This window comes from Actinoplanes sp. URMC 104 (assembly GCF_051386375.1).
Lineage (GTDB): Bacteria > Actinomycetota > Actinomycetes > Mycobacteriales > Micromonosporaceae > Actinoplanes.
The window spans coordinates 2292190-2306310 of record NZ_JBPQTO010000002.1 but is presented as its reverse complement, the minus strand read 5'-3'; the positions used below and the strand labels follow the sequence as shown (position 1 = coordinate 2306310).

12 protein-coding genes and 2 tRNA genes are annotated in these 14121 nt (G+C 70.3%); 3 read left to right on the top strand and 11 right to left on the bottom strand.

What is annotated here, in order from left to right; all coding sequences use genetic code 11:
• Window positions 1-9: 9 nt before the first annotated feature.
• The 5 genes from ACSNN8_RS11745 to ACSNN8_RS11725 all read right to left on the bottom strand — a co-directional run bounded on the left by ACSNN8_RS11745 (window position 10) and on the right by ACSNN8_RS11725 (window position 5116).
• On the bottom strand, window positions 10-843 hold the full coding sequence (locus ACSNN8_RS11745; protein ID WP_436648735.1) for an alpha/beta fold hydrolase: 834 nt from the start codon (window positions 841-843) through the stop codon (window positions 10-12).
• Between the two features lie 80 nt (window positions 844-923).
• Window positions 924-3668 (bottom strand): AAA family ATPase, encoded by a 2745-nt coding sequence (locus tag ACSNN8_RS11740; protein WP_436648733.1) that lies wholly within the window; start codon window positions 3666-3668, stop codon window positions 924-926.
• Window positions 3669-3914: 246 nt separating this feature from the next.
• The gene (locus tag ACSNN8_RS11735) at window positions 3915-4724 is read right to left on the bottom strand and encodes a MerR family transcriptional regulator (protein WP_436649540.1); all 810 of its coding nucleotides are present in this window, start codon (window positions 4722-4724) and stop codon (window positions 3915-3917) included.
• A 192-nt stretch (window positions 4725-4916) separates the two neighbouring features.
• Window positions 4917-4989, bottom strand: a tRNA-Arg gene (locus tag ACSNN8_RS11730).
• A 36-nt stretch (window positions 4990-5025) separates the two neighbouring features.
• Window positions 5026-5116, bottom strand: a tRNA-Ser gene (locus ACSNN8_RS11725).
• A 1411-nt stretch (window positions 5117-6527) separates the two neighbouring features.
• Between ACSNN8_RS11725 and ACSNN8_RS11720 the strand changes: the two genes are divergently transcribed.
• Window positions 6528-7349, top strand: coding sequence for a hypothetical protein (locus ACSNN8_RS11720; protein ID WP_436648731.1), 822 nt, complete (start codon window positions 6528-6530; stop codon window positions 7347-7349).
• On the opposite strand, the gene ACSNN8_RS11715 is transcribed toward ACSNN8_RS11720, so the two are convergent.
• Entirely contained in the window at window positions 7346-8113 is a 768-nt protein-coding gene (locus ACSNN8_RS11715; RefSeq protein ID WP_436648729.1) for a CPBP family intramembrane glutamic endopeptidase, read from the bottom strand. The two genes, ACSNN8_RS11720 and ACSNN8_RS11715, sit on opposite strands and share 4 nt — an antisense overlap.
• Before the next feature lie 142 nt (window positions 8114-8255).
• On the opposite strand from ACSNN8_RS11715, the gene ACSNN8_RS11710 reads away from it, so the two are divergent.
• A complete protein-coding gene (locus ACSNN8_RS11710; protein ID WP_436648727.1) occupies window positions 8256-9368 on the top strand; it encodes a globin domain-containing protein in 1113 nt (370 codons plus the stop codon).
• 3 nt (window positions 9369-9371) lie between these two features.
• Here ACSNN8_RS11710 and ACSNN8_RS11705 read toward each other — a convergent pair whose 3' ends face one another.
• On the bottom strand, window positions 9372-10901 hold the full coding sequence (locus tag ACSNN8_RS11705) for a peptide deformylase (protein ID WP_436649538.1): 1530 nt from the start codon (window positions 10899-10901) through the stop codon (window positions 9372-9374).
• 296 nt (window positions 10902-11197) lie between these two features.
• Here ACSNN8_RS11705 and ACSNN8_RS11700 point away from each other — a divergent pair, with 296 nt between their 5' ends.
• On the top strand, window positions 11198-12007 hold the full coding sequence (locus ACSNN8_RS11700) for a hypothetical protein (RefSeq protein WP_436649536.1): 810 nt from the start codon (window positions 11198-11200) through the stop codon (window positions 12005-12007).
• 133 nt (window positions 12008-12140) lie between these two features.
• On the opposite strand, the gene ACSNN8_RS11695 is transcribed toward ACSNN8_RS11700, so the two are convergent.
• The 4 genes from ACSNN8_RS11695 to ACSNN8_RS11680 all read right to left on the bottom strand — a co-directional run bounded on the left by ACSNN8_RS11695 (window position 12141) and on the right by ACSNN8_RS11680 (window position 14096).
• Complete coding sequence (locus ACSNN8_RS11695; RefSeq protein ID WP_436648725.1) at window positions 12141-12698, bottom strand: hypothetical protein; 558 nt, start codon at window positions 12696-12698, stop codon at window positions 12141-12143.
• Window positions 12699-12888: 190 nt separating this feature from the next.
• A complete protein-coding gene (locus ACSNN8_RS11690; RefSeq protein WP_436648722.1) occupies window positions 12889-13113 on the bottom strand; it encodes a hypothetical protein in 225 nt (74 codons plus the stop codon).
• A gap of 76 nt (window positions 13114-13189) precedes the next feature.
• Complete coding sequence (locus ACSNN8_RS11685; protein ID WP_436648721.1) at window positions 13190-13468, bottom strand: hypothetical protein; 279 nt, start codon at window positions 13466-13468, stop codon at window positions 13190-13192.
• Window positions 13469-13784: 316 nt separating this feature from the next.
• Window positions 13785-14096: a hypothetical protein gene (locus ACSNN8_RS11680; RefSeq protein ID WP_436648719.1), complete on the bottom strand. Its 312-nt coding sequence runs from the start codon at window positions 14094-14096 to the stop codon at window positions 13785-13787.
• Between the last annotated feature and the right edge of the window lie 25 nt (window positions 14097-14121).

The following is a 14121-nucleotide window of genomic DNA, read 5'->3' as shown; positions in this document are numbered from 1 at the left end:
TCAGAACTCTCAGTCTGCGAGGAAGGTGAGCAGAGCGGCGTTGACCTCGGCTGCGTGGGTGAGCAGCAGGCCGTGCGGAGCGCCGTCGATTTCGACGTACCGTGCGTCGGGCAGGCGGCGGCGGAACTCGCGGGCGGTGGCGTCGATCGGCAGGATGCGGTCAGCGGTGCCGTGCAGGATCAGCGAGGGCACGTCGATGCGCTCCACATCGGCCCGGAAGTCCGTCAGCCACGCCGGGACGCACGCATACGCCGCGATGGGTGCCGAGCCGATGGCGGTGGCCCAGTTCGCGCGAAGCGCGGCCTCGCTGAGCCGGGACCCCAGCGTCTCGTCGGTGTTGAAGAAGTCGACGAAGAAGTTCTCGTACCAGGCGTAGCGGTCGGCTTCGGCCTGCTGTGCGATGCCGTCGAACACCGACTGCGGCACGCCCGTGGGGTTGTCCTCCGCCTGCAGCAGGAACGGCTGGAGCGCGCCCAGGAAGGCCGCCTTCGCCACCCGCTGCGAGCCGTAGGTGCCGAGGTAGCGGGCGACCTCGCCCGAACCCATCGAGAACCCGACGAGGACGACGTCATGCAGGTCGAGCTGCGTCAGGACCTTGTCCAGGTCGCCGGCGAAGGTGTCGTAGTCATAGCCGGTCATGGTCTTGCTCGACCGGCCGAAGCCCCGGCGGTCGTAGGTGATGACGCGGTAGCCGGCCTTGACCAGCGCATCGGTCTGCTTCTCCCACGACTGCCCGTCCAACGGGTAGCCGTGGATCAGGACGACCGGCTGGCCGGAGCCGTGGTCCTCGTAGTAGAGCTCGACGCTGGTCGAGCCCTCGATGCCGACGGTGATGGTCCCCATGGTGTGCCTTCCCGCCCGTCCGCCGTGTACGGACCGGGCATGGCACAAACCTAGGAAGCCGGGAGGATCGGCCGCGTCCGTCAGGCGACGTCTTCGGCGTACGTCATTGTGCTGCGCAGCACCGCCGCGAGTTCGCCGCGGGCAGTCACGCCCAGCTTGGGGAACATCCGCTGGAGGTGGGTGCTGACCGTCCTGGGCGATACGTACAGCCGCTCGCCGATCTCCCGGTTCGTCAGCCCTTGTGCGGCTAGCTGGGCGACGTGCAGCTCGGTCGACGTCAGCTGGTCGACCGCGGCCGGGTCCTGCCGAGGGGACGACGCGCCCGCGGCGCGCAGCTCCTGCCGTGCCCGCTCGGCCCATGCTGACGCGCCGAGGGCGTCGAACACTTCGCGCGCCGCCTGCAGGACGACGCGCGACTCCGCGGGCCTGCGCTGCCGCCGCAGCCACTCGCCCAGGGCGAGGTGCACCCGGGCCCGCTCGAAGGGCCAGTCCACGGGAGCGGCGTCCAGGGCCGCCCGGTAGAGCGGCTCGGCGGCGTCCGGCGAGCTCAGCAGGGCGCGGGCGAGGCGCAGCCCGCACAGCAGGGCAGGAGAAGGGGAAAGGTCCTCGAGGGGGGTCAGCTCCTCGACGATGTCGCGTGCCGCCTCTGCTGAATCGCTGCGCACGGCGGCCTCGACCAGCTCGGCAACCGCGTAGAAGCGCAGCCAGGGGTGGAAGGTGAGGTCGACCGGGTCAAAGACCCGGCGCAGGTGCCCGAATGCGTCGCTGTAGCGGCCCTGGCACAGCGCGGCGTGCCCGCGGGCCGTCTGCACGATGGCGAGCACCGGGCGCACACCGCCGGGAAGGGCTGCGCGCTCGGCCTTCGCTGCCCACTCCTCCACCTGCGCGTCGCCGCATACGGCGGCGAGCTGCGCGCGGATGGCGTGCACCATCGCGTGCACGAGAGGCTGACCGGTCTCGCGGGCCAGTCGGGCGGCCTCCTCGGCAGCGAGGGAACCAGCGCGTACGTCACCGAGGCGTGCGGCGCTCCCCGCCTGGGTGCAGAGGACGCGGGCCAGCATCGACAGCTGCCCCCGTGCCCGCAGAGCGTCCAACGGCCTCGCCGTCAGCCGGATCGCCAGGGCGGGAGCACCCATCGTCACCGCGGCACCGCCGAGGAGCTGATCGCCCTCGGCGTCCTCGGACGAGCGCCCCAGCTGACGGGCCAGGGACTCGATGACGGCTCGCCCGCGTTCGACCGGCGCGCAGTACGCCTGCAAGGCCACCAAGCATGGGTTGTCCGCGTCCACGGGCATGCGGTCGGCGGCGGCGGCAACCCGCTGCCGTGCGGCCTGCCCCGGCTCCCCGTAATAGCAGTGCAGGATCGCACCCCACAGCATGCGCAACCCCAGCAAGGGCTCGTCGGCGGCAATCTCGACGGCCAGCTCGGCCAGCTCAGCAGGCGCGGTGCCGTCGCTCTGCGCCCACTCGCCGCGAATGAGTCCCACCCAGGCCGCACGGCCCTGGTCCCGAGGCGTGAGGTCCAGCGAGCCGGCCTGGGCCAGTAGATCCGCGACGACTTCGGACTGGCCCGACTCCAGGGCGAGTTCCGCCGCGCGCAGCAATCGGTCCGCACGCGCGGACGGGTCCGCTGTCAGCGCCGCCGCCCGCCGCAGCGCGGCCAGCGCCGCGGCGACACCGCCCCGCCGCAGGGCCCTGTCGGCAGTGGAGTCCAGGTCCCGCGCTGCCCGCTCGTTGAGGCCGGCGGTGGCGGCAGCACGGTGCCATGCCTGCCGGTCGGGTTGTCCCTGGAGCACGGAGGCGAGGGCGGCGTGCGCGGCCTGTCGTTCCGCGGCGGTCGCGGCGTGGTGCATCGCCGAACGGATCAGCGGGTGCCGGAAGGTCATCCCTTGCGCCTCCAGCAGCCCTGCGCCGACCGCGGGCCCGAGAGCGACGATGTCGACCGCCGCCCCCAGCATCCGGGTCGCCGCGGCGATGCACTCGTCCATCGTCCCGTCACCGTTGAGGGCCGCGAGGAGCAGGACCGCACGGGTATCGACCGGAAGGCGGGAGACCCGGGCCGTGAATGTCCGCTCCAGCCTCTCGGTCAGCGGCAGCGGACCCGGGGTGAGCGCGTATGCTCCACCGACCGACTGCAGCGCCACCGGCAACTCGGTCAGCGCCAGCGGATTGCCGGCCGCCTCCTCCAGCAGCCGCCGTCGGACCTGCTGCCCCAGGCTGGGCGCCACCGCGTCCAGCAGCTCACCTGACACCTCGTCCGTCAGCGGGTTCAGGTGCAGCACCGGAAGCCCGGCGCATCCGAGCCGGTTGTCGAGGGCACGCGTAACGGCGACCAGGACCAGGGGGTCGGACTCGATCCGTCGTGCGACGAACCCGAGCACATCCAGGCTGGCCCGGTCCATCCAATGGGCGTCTTCGACGATCACCAGCAGGGGTGCCTTCGCGGCCGCGTCCGACAGCAGGGTCAACGCGGCCAGGCCGACAAGGTAGAGATCGGGCACGATCTCGTCGACGAGGCCGACGGCGGCGCGCAGCGCGGCACGCTGAGGTCCCGGCAGGTCGTCGATCCCGTCCCGCAATTGGTGAACCAGCTGGTGAAGACCGGCACAGGGCACGTGCTCCTCCGACTCCACCCCCACCGCCGTGATCACGCGGGTCCCGCTGTCCGCGGCTCGTGCCGCCGCCTCGGCGACCAACGCTGACTTGCCGATCCCGGGGGCGCCGACGACGACCACCGCGCCGCCCGACCCGGCGGCCGCCTGCTCGACCAGGCCACTCAGCGCACGGCGTTCCGCCTCGCGACCCAGCAGCGCCCGTCGTTGCATGCCTTGCTCCGTCTCTTCGTGCGACCTTCCCCTGCCCGCAGGGCCGGCGCGGTCCGGCGACCACGGCTGTCTCCCGAGAGCCGGGCGGGCGGCCGGAGGGGGACTTGATTCGCACAATCGCATGCGCACCGGCTTCGCAGGAACGACGGGTCCCCGGGGGCCTTCGGCACATTCGAGCACCAAGCCGAACATTTCACGGATCCCTTCCGCGGCAGGGTGGTGCGCCTCACATCGGTCCCAAGGCCGCTACTGATCGACGCGGCGGATCGGCGCGCTGAACTCGACGCCGTCCTCGCGGACCAGATGACGCAGCCGACCGACGTCCGGAAAGGCATCGCCGATCGGGTAGGTGAACAGCCGGCTGATCGCCGTGCAGTACTTCGCTATCGAGGTGCGACCCGGCATAGTGATCGACAACTCGTCGCCGCCGCTGTACTCCTGCACCTCGACGTCCGTGGGTAAGGCTGCCGGTGTCGTCGCCTCGCCGACGATCGCAACGTGCACCAGCCAGGAGGGTGCCTCTTCAGCCAGAGCGGCCCCGGGAGCCAGAGTCCGCCAGGGCGTGCCCGTCGGCGTCGCGCCGCACGACTCCACCACCTTGATCAGGTCCGCGGTCGCGGCGGTCAGGATCTCCTCGGCCGCGTCCCACTCCTGCCGGTCGTGTCCGAGCGGGGTGACCGGTGCCGTTCTGGATACCACGGTCATCGCCGGCACGTGACGCACGGACGGCTCCGGCTGTGTTTCCAGCAGGTCCCGGGCGGTTCGGATGGCCTCGTCCTGTTCTCGGCGTTGCCGCTGGACCTGCGCGGTGTGCTCGCGTAACAGAGCGGGCGCGACGTCCGGCTCGGCCACTGCCCTCCTGACCTGCTGGACGCTCAGGCCCGCCTGCCGGAGGACGGTGATCAGCATGACCTGCTCGACCTGGTCGAAGGTGTACGAGCGGTAGCCGGTCTGCTCGTCGACCCGGGCGGGGACGAGCAGACCTTCGGCGTGGTAGTACCGCAGTGTTTGCGCGGACAGGTGCGTCATCTCGCTGAAGTCTTTGATCGACAACATCACTCCAGCGTGGCCCTTGCAGCAGGCACAAGGTCAAGCCGGACCTACTCCTTGACGCCGAGGTGTTCCCGTTCCAGCGTCCGCAGCAGGTGGCCGATCGGGAGGACCGTAGTGGTCAGCGCCAGCAGCGCGGTACCGCCAAATAAAATTGGCCGTCACCAGCGGAACGCTGGTGACGGCCAATTCATGCTGTGCGCCCGAAGGGACTCGAACCCCTAACCTTCTGATCCGTAGTCAGATGCTCTATCCATTGAGCTACGGGCGCTCAGTGCTTTGCCAGCATACACACCGGCTCTGCACGCGGAGACTCCGGGATTCGAACCCGGGAGGGGCTTTAAAACCCCAACCGCATTAGCAGTGCGGCGCCATAGACCAGACTAGGCGAAGTCTCCCCGGTAGCTGTAACGGCTACCGACGGTTGAGGATACCGGACCGGCTCGGGGCTGCACAAAGAGGTTGCCACCCCGCGCGCCGAACCCTCCCCCAACAGGAGAAATGCCGCGGTGAGGGCTAGGCTGCTGCGGCATGGATGAGAATCCGCCCGCGGAGCGGCGCGCCCGCACGCCTCGGCCCCCGTTCAACGCGCCAGGCGAGAAGCCGGCCGGTGAGACGCCGCCGGGCCGGGTGCCACGGCGGCAGAAGAAGGCCGCGCCCCCGGTGACCTTCCAGCCGCCCGGTGGCGAGAATCACCCGCGAGGGGATTCGGCGGGCTCCGAGGAGGGCCGCAAACCGAGCGAAGAACCAGGCGTGACGCGCGCCACAGGGTCGACCGAGGCCGGGCAGGCTTCTCGCAAGCAGCCGGCTCGTAAGCCGCGGCCGCCCAAGGCCGCCACTCCGTCCGAGGCGGCCGGGTCGTCGCAAGCGGCGGACAAGCCGGCGAAGCGCAGCCCGGCTAAGAAGGTCGCGGCCGCAAAGGCCACGCCGGTCGTGAAGGACACCCCCAAGCCGGGGCCCCCGCCTTCGGCCGTCCCGAAGCCGGGGCCGACGGCCGCCGCTGCCAAGGCAGAGCCCACGCCTGCCGCTGCGAAGCCGGAGCCGACGCCTGCCGCTGCCAAGGCGGAGCCGACGCCTGGCGCTGCGAAGCCGGGGCCGACGCCTGCCGCTGCGAATGTGGAGCCGACGCCTGGCGCTGCGAAGGTGGAGCCCACGCCTGCCGCTGCGAAGTCCGGGCCTACACCTGTGACTGCCAAGCCGGGGCCCGCGTCTGCGGCTGTTCCGAAGCCGGGGCCCGCGCCTGCGGCTGTTCCGAAGCCGGGGCCCGCGCCTGCAGCTGTTCCCAAGCCGGGGCCCACACCTCCGGTTGAGGCCCGGACGTCGGCAGCGGGAGCCGCGCCGGCGACTCCGGCCCCTGCGCCTGCAGCTCCGGTAGAGCGGGCGCCGGGAGCGGAGGCTGCGCCCACCGAGTCGGCGCCCGTTGACGAGACAACACCGGCAGCACATGCTGCGCAGCCCGCACTGAAGGTCGCCTCGGCAGCCAAGGCGGAGGCCGCGCCTGCAGCCAAGGCCGTACCCACGGCGGAGATCGCATCCGAGGCTGAGACCGCGCCCAAGGCTGAGAGTGCGCCTGAGGCGGAGACCGCGCCCAAGGCGGAGACCGCGCCCAAGGCTGAGACCGCGCCCAAGGCTGAGACCGCGCCCAAGGCTGAGACCGCGCCCAAGGCGGAGAGTGCGCCTAAGGCGGAGACCGCGCCCAGGGCTGAGAGTGCGCCTAAGGCTGAGACCGCGCCCAAGACGGAGACTGCCCCCAAGGCGGAGACCGCGCCCGAGGCAGTGACTGGGCCCAGAGCGGAAGCCGCAACCGCGGTGGAGGCGGCATCCGGCACCGAGGCTAGGTCGGTCGGTGAGGCGGCGTCCGTCAAGAAGGCCGGGCCGGTCGGTGAGGCGGTGCCGGCCAGGACGACGGCGCTCGGCGGTGAGGCGGCGTCGGCCGAGAAGACCGAAGAAGTGGCGCCGGCGTCGGCTGTGCGGGCGGCCCACCAACCGCCCGCGACGAGCTCGTCGGAGGCCGGAGCGAAGGAAAGCCGTACGGCGGATCGCTGGGCGAAGGTCCTGTCCGACCCGGCCCACACCCCCGAGTTGCTGGCGCTGGCGGCGGTGGAGAGCATCGGGCCGCGGGCCCGGGAATGGGCCTCCGCCACGATGTCGGCCTATCCGACGGCCACCCCGGAGACGCTGACCCGGCTGGCGACCCGGCAGTTCATCCGGTTCGGGGCGTTGACCAGTGTGTTCGGTGCGCTGGCGGGGTCGTATGCGCCGTTCGCTCTGGTCGGCACGAGGGCGCTGACGGACGCGGAGCTGATCCTGCACCTGGCGGCCGCTCGCGGGCTGGATCCGACGGATCCGCGGCGGGCGGTGGACCTTCTGGTGATCACCCGGGTGCACGAGTCGGCCGAGCAGGCGGAGGCGGCGCTGGCGGCTGTGCGGGAGCATGAGGCGGGCACCGGCGGGCTCAGCGAGGCGATCCGGCGTCTGGGGCGCACGATCGCTCCGCAGGCGGCCGTCTGGGCCGCGCTGCGGGCGGTCAACCGCTACTACCCGGGCACGAGCATGCTGATGGCGGTGCTGACCAGCGGCTCCTCGGCGCAGACCACGGCGGCGCGGGCGACGGCGTACTACCGCGGTTAGATCCAGCTCAGCCAGGAGTCGGGGAGGACGGCGTACCCGACGAAGGCCACCACGTCGAGCAGGGTGTGGGCGACGATCAGCGGCGTCACGCGCTTGAAGCGCAGGAAGAACAGCGCGAAGACGACGCCCATCACCGCGTTGCCGACAAAGGCGCCGAAGCCCTGGTAGAGGTGGTACGAGCCGCGCAGCACGGCCGAGCACGCGATGATCGCGACCGTGGACATGCCCCACTGCTTGAGGCGGGTCATCAGGTAGCCGACCACGATGACCTCCTCGAGCACGGCGTTCTGGATCGCCGACAGGACGAGTACGGGCACCGCCCACCACACCGGCTGCAGGGCCGCCGGCACGATCTCCGCGTTGATGCCGAGCAGCTTGGCGACGTACACCAGAAGGAGCCCGGGAACCCCGATGCAGGCGGCCAGCAACGCACCCCAGCCCCAGTCGAAGCGTTGCCGGTCGGCCGACAGGCCGAGTTCGTCGCGGGGCGAGATGCGGTCGCGCAGCAGCAGGTAGAGCGCCAGCGCGACCGGGATCAGGTCGAAGACGATGTCGAGCAGCTGGTAGGTGAGGTCGAGGTACGGCCGCGGCGACTGGGACGCGTTGAGCACCGCCGCCTGCTGCGAGAGCGGCTTGTCGGCCGTCAGCTTGGCGACCAGCGAGACCACCGAGTAGATCGCACTCTGGCCGAGCGACAGCATCAGCACGATGATGATCTCGGCGGTGAGGATCGGCCGCGTGGTCTGCCGGCGCTCTAGGGTCACGCGCCAACTGTAGGAGCTGTCCCTCGACGGATGATCCGGGCCTTGGAGTAAACGGACTATTCAGGGCAAGCGTTGCGGCTCGCCGGGGTCCGTCGCACGTGCCGTGCGTCGCCTTTCCGACTCATTTGAGCACCCTGAAGTCATGGGAGACCTCGGACGCTTGCTCAAGGAGAGCTGGACCCTCGTCGAGGAGCATCAGGACAAGGTCGCCGGATATTTCTATGCGCGGATGTTCCTGTCCCGGCCGGATCTGCGCGAGCTGTTCCCCGTGCACATGGACGTGCAGCGGTCGCGGCTGCTGAACGCGATCGTAACCGCCGTGCAGACGCTTGAGGATCCCGAGAAGTTCGACGAGTATCTGCGCGCGCTCGGCCGCGACCACCGCAAGTTCCACGTGGAACCCGAGCACTACGAGGTGGTGGGCACCTCGCTGATCGAGGCGATGCGGGCGTACGCCGGTGAGCAGTGGAGCGTCGAGTACGACCAGGCGTGGGCCGACGCGTACGCGACGATCGCGGCGCGGATGCTGCAGGGCGCGGAGGCGGACACCAACCCGCCCTACTGGTACGCCGAGGTGGTCGCCCACGAGCGGCGGGCCCGGGACATCGCGGTCTTCACCGTGCAGCCGCTGCAGCCGCTCGAGTTCCGCGCCGGCCAGTACGTGAGCGTGGAGTGCTCGCGGATCCAGCCGCGGCTGTGGCGCACGTACTCGATCGCCAACGCCCCGCGTCGCGACAACACGCTCGAGTTCCATGTGCGTGCGGTGGGTGCGGGCTGGGTGTCCAGCGCGCTCGTGCGCCGGCTGGAGGTCGGCGACATGGTGCGGCTGGCCGCGCCGATGGGCACGATGAAGCTCGACCGGCGCTCCACACGCGACACCGTGTTCGTGGCGGGCGGCACGGGCCTGGCGCCGGTGAAGTCGCTGCTCGAGGAGCTGACCCGCTACAACCGCACCCGCTGGGTCCACGTCTTCTTCGGCGCCCGCAACCGCGAGGACCTGTACGACCTGCCTGAGCTCAACCGGCTCGCCGCGCGGTACCCGTGGCTGTCGGTGGTGACCGCCTGCAGCGACGACCCGACCTATCCCGGTGAGCACGGCGACATCTCCGAGGTCGTCGCGCGCTACGGCCCGTGGAACGAGCACGACTTCTTCGTCTCGGGCTCGGGTCCCATGGTCAAGGCCACCCTGAAGACGCTCGCCGAGATGCAGGTGCCCTCGATCCGGGTCAAGTACGACAGCTTCAGCGACTTCTGAGCGTCAGTAGACCCAGGGCTTGCCGCTCTGGTGGTGGTCGGGCACGAGCTGCGACTCCGCGTGCATCCGGTCGACGTACAGCCGCCCCTCGAGGTGGTCGATCTCATGCGCGACCAGCCGGGCCATCGCCCGCTCGAAGCGCGAGACCACGCGCGTGCCGTCGTACCGGGCGTGTTCCACGTCGATGCGCAGCGGGCGCCGCACCAGGCCGCGATAGTCGAAGAACGAAAGACAGCCCTCGTACTGCTCGTCGCGCTCGGCGCCCTCCCCGACGATCCGCGGGTTGATCAGCACCACCGGCTCGCGGTCACGGTCGGCGGACCGCACCACGGCGACCGCCACGGACCGGCCGATCTGCGGCGCGGACAGGCCCACGCCCTTGGTGAAGTCGTGCACCTGCTCGAGCCGGGCCAGCGCCGCGTGCAGGGCCGACACCGCCTCGCGGGCGGCCGTCTCCTCGCGCGGCAGCTGAAAGTGCCGGGCACGCTGCCGCAGCAGCTCGGAGCCGCGCTGGACGATCCCGATGCCGCGCATCTGCCCGGAGGCCCGCGGCTGGCCGTTGCTGCTGCTCTCGGGCGCCAGCGCCGGGCAGGCCGGGGCGCCGGCGCCGCGGAAGCGCCACTCGAGCCGATATCGCGCGTTGAGCTGCGGCGCGTCGGTCGACCACTCGAAGACCGCCCGGCCGCCCTCGTCGTGCCGCTCCATCGGGGTGCGCACCGGCACCTCGGCCGCGAGCGACGTCTCGACACCCCAGACCTGCGGGTCGAAGGAGTCCGGAAAGTCCAGACGTACGGTCAGCCGCCGCGTGGGCAGCCGTACGGCCCGCTGGAACCACTGGCCCCACTTCTCGACGCCGATCCGGTACTCGTACTGGATGGTCGTGCGCTCGCCCGGATAGAGCGCGAACTGGCCTCGCTCGTTGGCGAAGAGCAGCCACACCTCCTTGGACGCGTCCCGGTCGAGCTTGATCCGCCACTGCATCGGCTCCACCGCGTCGCCCTCGCCGGCGCACGCGCCGAAGGCCATCTCGTCGAAGGTCAGCGGGTGCTCGCGGTGGTGGCGGTTCGAGCCGATCGGGTCGTTCGGGTACCGGTCGACCGCGATCTTCACGAGGTACCTGGTCACGGGCTCGGATCCGGCGTTGTAGAGCGCGCGGCGGACCCGGCAGCGGTAGGCGCCGTCGGCGTACGTCAGCTCGGCGATCTCGCTCTCGACGATGAGCCCGGTGCCGGGTGGCAGCCACTGCACAGGCACCGGTGGGTCCCGGTGCAGCGTCGTGCCGCGGGCGTGCCGCAGTTCGTCGTACTCCTGGAAGCGCTGCCAGATCACACCGCCGGCGCCGAGGACCGCTTCCGCCCGGCGGGCGAAGTCCTCGGTGGGCTTATGTCGGCGGCCTTCCACGTGGCTGACGTAGGAGGGGTCGAACCCCATGCGCGCGGCGAGCTGTTTCTTGCTCATGCCGCGCTCGACCCGCCAGTGCGCCAAAGCCGTCACAAACTGATCAGCGGCCCGCTCGACGGGCGAGGTGGTCATCATCGATGTCCCCTTCGCGACGAGAATCCCAGTGTCGCCGCCGCTGGTGTCCGGTTGGTGCTAGTAGCGCGTACACGACAGATACCTTGACGAATCAGGCAACGTGCGCGCCCACCGTTAGGTTGCCCTTGCACAGGGTATTCGTCCTCACGTCGGGCTTGGTTAGCCTAGCCTTACAGGTGTACGGTGGGTCGTCGTCACGGCGGCGTATCGGCCACCGTGTCCTCCTCTGGCTCGACACGTTGATTTGACGAGGTGAATGCGGTGACCCGGTCGTGCACGCCGCCGCGGGGCGGATGCCGCCGGTGACCACTGCCCTCGAGCGCGCCGCACGCACCGTCACGACCGCCCACCCGCTGGCTCCGGTGACGGCCACGCTGCGTGCCATGTTCGGCACGAGCACGGACATTCCCGGCGTCGCCCCCGACCTGCTCGTCCACGACACCGCCGGCTGGCTGCCCACGCGCGCCCTCGCCGGCGACCACCTGGACACGCTGCTCGACTCCGCCCGCCGCCGCTGGAACGCCCAGCCGCACGCCGCGGCCGCGCTGGCCTGGAAGGCCTACACCTACTGGCTGGCGCTCCCGGCCGTGCTCGGCTGGGCCTCGGCGCGCCGGGTGCCGCTGCTGACGGCCGGCGACGTGCTCATGCACTTCGACGACCCGCGCCCGCTGGTCACCCTCGGCCTGCGCGCCGACATTCCGGTGGCCGTGCTGCCCGGCGACCCGATCGCGATCGCCGGCCTTCCCCAGGTGCGGGTCGTGCCCGACGAGGACGCGCTGCTGGCCGAGCTGCGCCGCTCGCTGATCGACGAGCAGCTGAACCCGCTGCTCGACGCGATCCACGACCGCGTACGGCTGGGAAAGCGCACGCTGCTCGGCTCGCTGTCCTCGGGTGTGGCCTACGGCGTCCTGCGTTCCGCCGACGTGCTGCCCGGCCCGTCCGCCGAGACGATCGCCCGGCTGCACGAGGCGCTGGGCGTCGACGGCCTGATCGAGCTGGTGCCGGGCCACAACGGCAAGCTCGACGTGCAGCGCAAGACCTGCTGCCTGGCGTTCACACTGCCGCAGCCCAAGGTCTGCCGAGGCTGCTGCATCAAGTCCTGACAGAAGTTGCCGGGTACGCCATCGGCGTGCCCGGCAACTTCAGGAAAGACGTGGTGACTGCCGGTGGAGGGATGACCGGCGAGCCTCGCACAGTTCAGCGGACCACCGTCCGCGCCTGCTGGACCGGCGCTGGTCAGTAGCCCTTGGCGCCCTTGACGTCCTTGTCGTCGTCGTCGGCGGCGGCGTTCTTGTTGCCGTAGCCGTCGTTCTTGACGTCCTTGACGTCGCCCTTGTTGCCGTAGCCGTCGTTCTTGTCGCCCTTGACGTTCTTGACGTCGCCCTTGTTGCCGTAGCCGTCGTTCTTGTCGCCCTTGACGCCGTTGTCGTCCTTCACGCCCTTGACGCCCTTGAACTGGCCGTGTCCGTGGCCGTGTCCGTGGCCGTGGCCGGCCCAGCCGAGGTCACGCTCGACCTTGAGCGCCCACGCGCCGCGACGGAGGCCGATACGGACCAGCTCGCAGTCGTAGTCGGCGAACCTGTCGTGGGTGGCGCCGACGCGGCCGGCGAACGCGCAGGCCGGCAGCGAGCGGAAGTAGCCGACCACCTCGTAGCGGCCGTGGAAGTGACCGCCGCCGGCCTGCGCCTGCGGCTGCGTCGTCGAGCCGGAAGCCTGCGCCGGGCCGGCGCTGATCGTGAGACCGGCCAGCAGGCCCATGCCGGCCATCATGATGACGCGCATCGTCTTGTACATCGATATACCCCTCCGGTGAAGCGGATCACGTGCAAGATCAGGAAAGCACGCAGGAAGGGACAAATCGGTCAAGCAACACGCCGAAGTAGCCACATAGGATGAACAGCCGTCGCGAAGCGTTTGATCTGCCGCCGGGGCTTGATCTGCCAACGGGCTTGATCTGCCGCTTGGCTTGATGTGCCGCCGCGGCTCAGCGAGTGGGCCGCTCGTCGGCGGCCGCGGGCTCGGGCCGGCTGCCGCGGGCGGCGAGATGAAAGAGCGCGTGGAAACCGTGGTTGTATCCCTCGCGGAAAGCGCGGTCTCTTTCCATGCCGTGCATGTACCACTGATGAATACGCCCGCCGCCGTACGCGCACAAAACCGAGAGTACGATGTAGACAATCATCTGCAAGGCGCTACTGTTTCCGATCGGCATGCATTCAAGCCTAGGCGTCGGAAGCGTCCGGGAAAAGTATCGTACGAGTTCCCTCGGCACCCATTTTCGTACGGCTTTACGCGGCCTGCCGATCGACACTGCCGGCGTGCAGGCGCGCATGGCGGCCGCCTCGGCGGGCGCGGTAGTCCGCGGGGGCCGGCTGGGCGGCCTGCTGGTTCGCGGCCATCATGCTCAGGATCGAGCGGGACGCGATGTCGTACCCGGTGCGGTAGGCGTCGTCGCGTTCGCGGCCGCGTCTGTGCCACTGGTGCATCCGGCCGAACGCATAGGCGCTCGACAGCAGCACGCTCAATCCGAGAAGCACGATGAGGAATTCATTGCCGGGTGCGGTCATGGTTCACCTGATCTACGCCGAGCTCTGCATCCGTACGGCCTTGCGGCCGGGGATTCCCGAGGGGGACTACGGGAATCCCCGGTTGGTTCACGCCGCGAAGTTCGCACCACCAGCCCACCGCCGGCACCGCTGCCGGTTGCGGGTGTGCTGTCCCTCCAGAAGCGCCGTTCGCTTGATGAACCGCTTGTTGCAAGTTGTAGAACTTGCAGCCGACGACGCCCGACTTCGGTCGCTGGTGCAGCCCTGACCGAACGAGCAGCGGGCTCGGCTGACCGATCGGCCGATGCGGTGCGTAGGCAACCCGTTACGGCGAGCCTCAGCCGTGCAACGGCCGCCGCTGGCGCCGGCGCAGGTCTATCTCGCGCCAGTTGTCGGGGATGTGGTTGATGAAAAGGGTCTGCACCGGGGACAGGCCGCCGGCCGCCGCGAGCTCTTTCTGCTCACGGATCCACCGGCGCGTGTCGGTGCGAAGGCGTTGCACGCGGGCGCGGGCCGCGGCGTCCTGCGGATCGTTGTAGGGCAGGTCGCTCTCGAGGAGCTCCAGTGCCGCCCGGTACGCCGCTCGCCATTTGGCGGGGAGGGTGAGATTGGTGGTCTTCATCAAATGTGTTCCCTGTTCCATCTTCATCCGACAAGACCGCGGAATTACCCCG